Source organism: Pseudomonas sp. 05N434, from assembly GCF_056396965.1.
Genome location: NZ_JBFTMK010000475.1, coordinates 1 through 3,937, shown reverse-complemented (window position 1 = coordinate 3,937; position 3,937 = coordinate 1). Strand labels below are relative to the sequence as shown.

The window sequence follows — 3,937 nt, the reverse complement described above, 5'->3', positions numbered from 1 at the left end:
GAAGAGCTGTTCAAGAACGGCGTGACCCTGGTCGCGACCTCGAACATCGTGCCGGACGGTCTGTACAAGGACGGCCTGCAACGTGCGCGCTTCTTGCCGGCCATTGCGCTGATCAAGCAGAACACCGAAATCGTCAACGTCGACAGCGGCGTCGATTACCGTCTGCGTCACCTCGAGCAAGCGGAGCTGTTCCACTTCCCGCTGGACGAAGCCGCCCAGGAAAGCCTGCGCAAGAGTTTCCGGGCCCTGACGCCGGAATGCACGGCTGCCGTCGAGAACGACGTGCTGATGATCGAGAACCGTGAAATCCGCGCCGTGCGCACTTGCGATGACGTGGCCTGGTTCGACTTCCGCGAACTGTGCGACGGCCCGCGCAGCCAGAACGACTACATCGAACTGGGCAAGATCTTCCATGCCGTGTTGCTCAGCGGCGTCGAGCAGATGAGCGTCACCACCGACGACATCGCCCGACGTTTTATCAACATGGTCGACGAGTTCTACGACCGCAACGTGAAGCTGATCATCTCCGCCGAAGTCGAGCTTAAAGACCTCTACACCGGCGGTCGCCTGACCTTCGAGTTCCAGCGCACGCTTAGCCGCTTGCTGGAAATGCAGTCTCACGAATTCCTGTCCCGGGCGCACAAGCCGTAGGACATTTCGGAAAATAAAAAGGGCCTGCATTGCAGGCCCTTTTTTATGCGCGCTGAAGAGCCAATCTGGATTGGTGTCCAGCCCTTAAGCTGCTTGTTGAAACTGCTGCCGATACTGATTCGGCGACAACTCCGTATGCTGGCGGAACAGTCGGGCGAAGAAGCTCGCATCGTCGTATCCGACTTCATAGCTGATGGTCTTGATGCTCTTGCGGCTGCCGGACAACAAGCCCTTGGCGGTCTCGATGCGCAGGCGTTGCAGGTAATGCAGCGGTTTATCGCCGGTGGCGGTCTGGAAGCGTCGCATGAAGTTGCGGATGCTCATGCCGTGTTCGCGGGCCACGTCTTCGAAGCGGAATTTATCGGCGAAGTGTTCTTCGAGCCAATGCTGGATCTGCAGGATGATCACATCCTGGTGCAGTTTTTGCCCGCCGAAACCGATCCGCCCSGGCGCATAGCTGCGTTGCACTTCGTAGAGAATGTCGCGAGCCACGGCCTGGGCCACGTTGGCACCGCAAAAGCGCTCGATCAGGTAAATGTAGAGGTCGCAGGCCGAGGTGGTGCCGCCGGCGCAATACAGGTTGTCGGCGTCGGTCAGGTGTTTGTCCTGGTTGAGGTGAACCTGAGGGAAGCGCTCGGCGAAAGCATTGAAGAAGCGCCAGTACGTGGTCGCTTCCTTACCGTTGAGCAGCCCGGCTTCGGCGAGCCAGAACACCCCCGTGGCCTCGCCACACAGCACTGCCCCGCGGGCGTGTTGTTCGCGCAGCCACGGCAGGACCTGTGGATAACGTTTGCAGAGCGTGTCGAAATCGTCCCAGAAGGCGGGGAGGATGATGACGTCGGCATTTTCCAGGCCGCCGTCCACCGGCATGATCACGTCGCTGAAGCTGTTCACCGGTTTGCCGTCGGGGCTGACCAGTCGGGTTTCGAACGCCGGTGTCAGGCCGTGGCCCAGTTGTTTGCCATAGCGCAGGCTGGCCAGATGGAAGAAATCCTTGGCTTGCATGAGGGTGGAAGCGAAAACCCGGTCGATAGCCAGGATGCTGACGCGCCGCAAGGGCTTGGAGGCTTGGTTAGACATAATTCAACTTTATTCTTATAGGGGAAAGTGGTCACCAGACGGCTGGATCGTCTTATTTTTTGTCGGATGTGTCCAGTGTCCTGTATCGGAAGCGAGGCTTAGTCTCTGAAGATCAATTCCGTCTGACAATAACGACAGGTGACGCATGATCCCCAGAACCTTGTTCAGCCCCGAGCACGAACTTTTTCGCGACAGCGTGCGAACATTCCTCGAAAAAGAGGCCGTGCCGTTCCATGGGCAATGGGAGAAACAAGGCTATATCGACCGCAATCTCTGGAACAAGGCGGGGGAGGCGGGGATGCTCTGTTCGCATCTGCCGGAAGAATACGGCGGGCTGGGGGCAGACTTTCTCTATAGCGCAGTGGTGATCGAGGAGGTCGGTCGTCTGGGGCTGACCGGGATCGGATTTTCTCTTCATTCGGACATTGTTGCGCCTTATATCCTGCATTACGGCAGTGAGGCGCTGAAACACAAATACCTGCCCAAGCTGGTGTCTGGCGAGATGGTCACTGCGATCGCCATGACCGAGCCGGGTGCTGGCTCCGACCTGCAGGGGGTGAAGACTACTGCGGTGCTGGAGGGCGACGAATACGTGATCAACGGTTCGAAGACTTTCATCACCAACGGCTTTCTGGCTGACCTGGTGATCGTCGTGGCCAAGACTGATCCGAAAGCGGGGGCGAAGGGCACCAGTCTGTTTCTGGTGGAGGCCAACACGCCGGGTTTCGCCAAGGGCAAGCGCCTGGAAAAGGTCGGCATGAAGGCTCAAGACACCTCGGAGCTGTTCTTCCAGGACGTTCGGGTGCCCAAGGAAAACCTGTTGGGCCAAGCGGGGATGGGCTTCGCTTACCTGATGCAGGAATTACCGCAGGAGCGCTTGACGGTCGCGGTGGGAGGCTTGGCGTCAGCCGAAGCGGCGTTGCAGTGGACGCTGGATTACACCCGTGAACGCAAGGCTTTCGGCAAGGCCATCGCCGACTTCCAGAACACCCGCTTCAAGCTCGCTGAAATGGCGACCGAGATCCAGATCGGCCGGGTTTTCGTCGATCGCTGCCTGGAACTGCATCTGCAAGGCAAGCTCGACGTGCCGACGGCGGCGATGGCCAAGTACTGGGGCACCGACCTGCAATGCAAGGTGCTCGACGAATGCGTGCAGTTGCATGGCGGTTACGGATTCATGTGGGAATACCCGATCGCCCGGGCATGGGCGGATGCGCGGGTGCAGCGGATTTATGCCGGGACCAATGAAATCATGAAGGAGATTATTGCGCGGTCGCTGTAATGCAGCGTGATCGTTCCCACGCAGAGCGTGGGAACGATCGTCGACGTAAGTTACGGTGCCGGATTCGGCTGATCCTGGTGTATCGCCTCAATGCCTGCCAGCACTTCATCCGACAGCTTCAAATCGACGCTGGCAATGTTGCTGTCCAGTTGCTCAAGCGTGGTGGCGCCAATGATGTTGCTGGTTACGAACGGTTGCTGCGTGACGAACGCCAGTGCCATCTGCGCCGGGTCCAGGCCGTGTTCACGAGCCAGTGCCACGTAACGACTGCACGCTGCTTCCGACTGTGGGTTGAAATAGCGGCTGAAGCGGCTGTAGAGGCTCAGGCGACCTTTGGGCGGACGCGCGCCACCTTCGTACTTGCCCGACAGAAAGCCGAACGCCAGTGGCGAGTAGGCCAGCAAGCCACATTGTTCGCGGATGGCAATTTCCGCCAGGCCGACTTCGAAGCTGCGATTGAGCAGGTTGTAGGGGTTCTGGATGGATACCGCGCGGGGCCAGCCACGGGCTTCGGCGAGGGCAAGGAAGCGCATGGTGCCCCACGGGGTTTCGTTGGACAGGCCGATGTGGCGGATCTTGCCAGCCTTGACCTGTTCGTCCAGCGCTTCGAGGGTGTCCTCCAGTGGCGTCAGATTGGCTTCGATCTTGTGTTTGTAACCGAGCTGGCCAAAGAAATTGGTACTGCGTTCCGGCCAGTGCAGTTGATAGAGGTCGATGTAATCGGTCTGCAAGCGCTTGAGGCTGGCGTCCACGGCTTCGCTGATGTGTTGGCGGTTGTGCCGCAGGTTTTTGTCGCGAATGTAGTCGATGGTGTTGCCGGGGCCGGCGATCTTGCTCGCCAGGATCCAGTCGGCGCGATCGCCGCGACTTTTGAAGTAGTTGCCGATGTAGCGCTCGGTGGTGGCGTAGGTGTCGGCCTTGGGC

At 59.2% G+C, this 3,937-nt stretch carries 4 protein-coding genes; 2 read left to right on the top strand and 2 right to left on the bottom strand.

Features of this window, described 5'->3' with window-relative positions; all coding sequences use genetic code 11:
* Window positions 1–651 (top strand): cell division protein ZapE (gene zapE, locus AC1DLB_RS23750; RefSeq protein ID WP_477785747.1); only part of this gene is annotated, 651 nt, incomplete at its 5' end.
* Between the two features lie 84 nt (window positions 652–735).
* Here zapE and AC1DLB_RS23745 read toward each other — a convergent pair.
* Entirely contained in the window at window positions 736–1,632 is an 897-nt protein-coding gene (locus AC1DLB_RS23745; RefSeq protein ID WP_172901249.1) for a GlxA family transcriptional regulator, read from the bottom strand.
* A gap of 244 nt (window positions 1,633–1,876) precedes the next feature.
* On the opposite strand from AC1DLB_RS23745, the gene AC1DLB_RS23740 reads away from it, so the two are divergent.
* On the top strand, window positions 1,877–3,013 hold the full coding sequence (locus AC1DLB_RS23740; RefSeq protein WP_018930117.1) for an acyl-CoA dehydrogenase family protein: 1,137 nt from the start codon (window positions 1,877–1,879) through the stop codon (window positions 3,011–3,013).
* A gap of 50 nt (window positions 3,014–3,063) precedes the next feature.
* On the opposite strand, the gene AC1DLB_RS23735 is transcribed toward AC1DLB_RS23740, so the two are convergent.
* A partial coding sequence (locus tag AC1DLB_RS23735; protein ID WP_477785746.1) for an aldo/keto reductase occupies window positions 3,064–3,937 on the bottom strand: 874 nt, incomplete at its 5' end.